Origin of the sequence: Vibrio genomosp. F10 str. ZF-129, assembly GCF_000287055.2 — a bacterium.
Lineage (GTDB): Bacteria > Pseudomonadota > Gammaproteobacteria > Enterobacterales > Vibrionaceae > Vibrio.
Genome location: NZ_AJYQ02000025.1, coordinates 1 through 1,162, shown reverse-complemented (window position 1 = coordinate 1,162; position 1,162 = coordinate 1). Strand labels below are relative to the sequence as shown.

The following is a 1,162-nucleotide window of genomic DNA, read 5'->3' as shown; positions in this document are numbered from 1 at the left end:
ATGTAATAGGCCGCCTAACGCCCAATTAAGGTGTGAAGCACGCTACCACAACACTCAAATTGGACGCCGTAAACACTAAACTAAACCCAAACCAAAAATGCCAAGCGTGCTGAATCACTCTTAAATTGTTTGTTAGTTTTCAGTGAAATGGACGATTTTTGTATTTATCCCTAAAAATTCATAAGCAGCCGACGCTTTGTGAACTAAACCATTATCCCGACAAAAGAATAACTCGCAAAATGAAGCTAACCCTGCATGGGTCATGTCACTAAATGAAGCATTAAACCTAGCAGTTTTTTGCATCTTGGAGTCTCGATGAAACCCAATGAAATCCAGTTGATGATATATGGCATTTACTTTTTCTACTGTTGATTTCTCGCTACCAAAGTTAGCCTCATATTTTCGGAATTTTAGACCAAAAAAATCCTCCAATGATTCCGATTCAAGGCTGTGTTTTTCAAATTCACTTTGCAGTAACTGCCAGGTTTGGTTTATTACGTTCGGACCTTTAATGTTGTTTAGCGTTTTGGGACCTACACCAAAATGACTTTCAAAGTCTCTCACTGCAGCAACACCAGCATTGTCCATTTGTTCACTGATTGTCGAATATTGTGCTTTGAGTACCTCAGGCAAACTCTCGACTAATTGCAGTTGCTCGGTTGTTATTAATGGGTTTTGCTTGAGTTCTTCCAACGATGATTGAAGCAACTCTGCTAACTCATCGGTTCCTTTTTCAAAAATATGACTGTATGACTCGTCTTTTCTCCCACCATAGAACTTTTGAAGCATGGCTGTTAAGCCATATCCATATTCAGGTTGCTGTTCGCGGTTAAGCAAGTAGTGCTCATAAAGCTTAAAAACATCAACTTGCTGAAGTTCAGCTTCTCCTGTAACACGATTATTTTTGGTTACTGGTACTAGATACTTAGCGCCGATATCACTTAGTACAGCAAGAAATGAATCTTCGTAGCCTTTAGATTTGTATATCTCATTTAATGACTCATAAGAAAACACTGGAGTAATACAATGCTCAGAAAGCAATTTTTTCACATTATGCGGATCTCCCTTAGTCATCAAATCTAAGATGTTGTGATCTAAATATGCTTTCAATTTTACCTCCGAACTATAGTGAAAACTAACGCTCTGCTAAGCGGCAAATAAA

General features: G+C 38.2%; 1 protein-coding gene. It reads right to left on the bottom strand.

The window, feature by feature from the left end; all coding sequences use genetic code 11:
* Positions 1-132 precede the first annotated feature (132 nt).
* Positions 133-1,110: a hypothetical protein gene (locus A1QO_RS04155; RefSeq protein ID WP_017039566.1), complete on the bottom strand. Its 978-nt coding sequence runs from the start codon at positions 1,108-1,110 to the stop codon at positions 133-135.
* Positions 1,111-1,162: the final 52 nt, after the last annotated feature.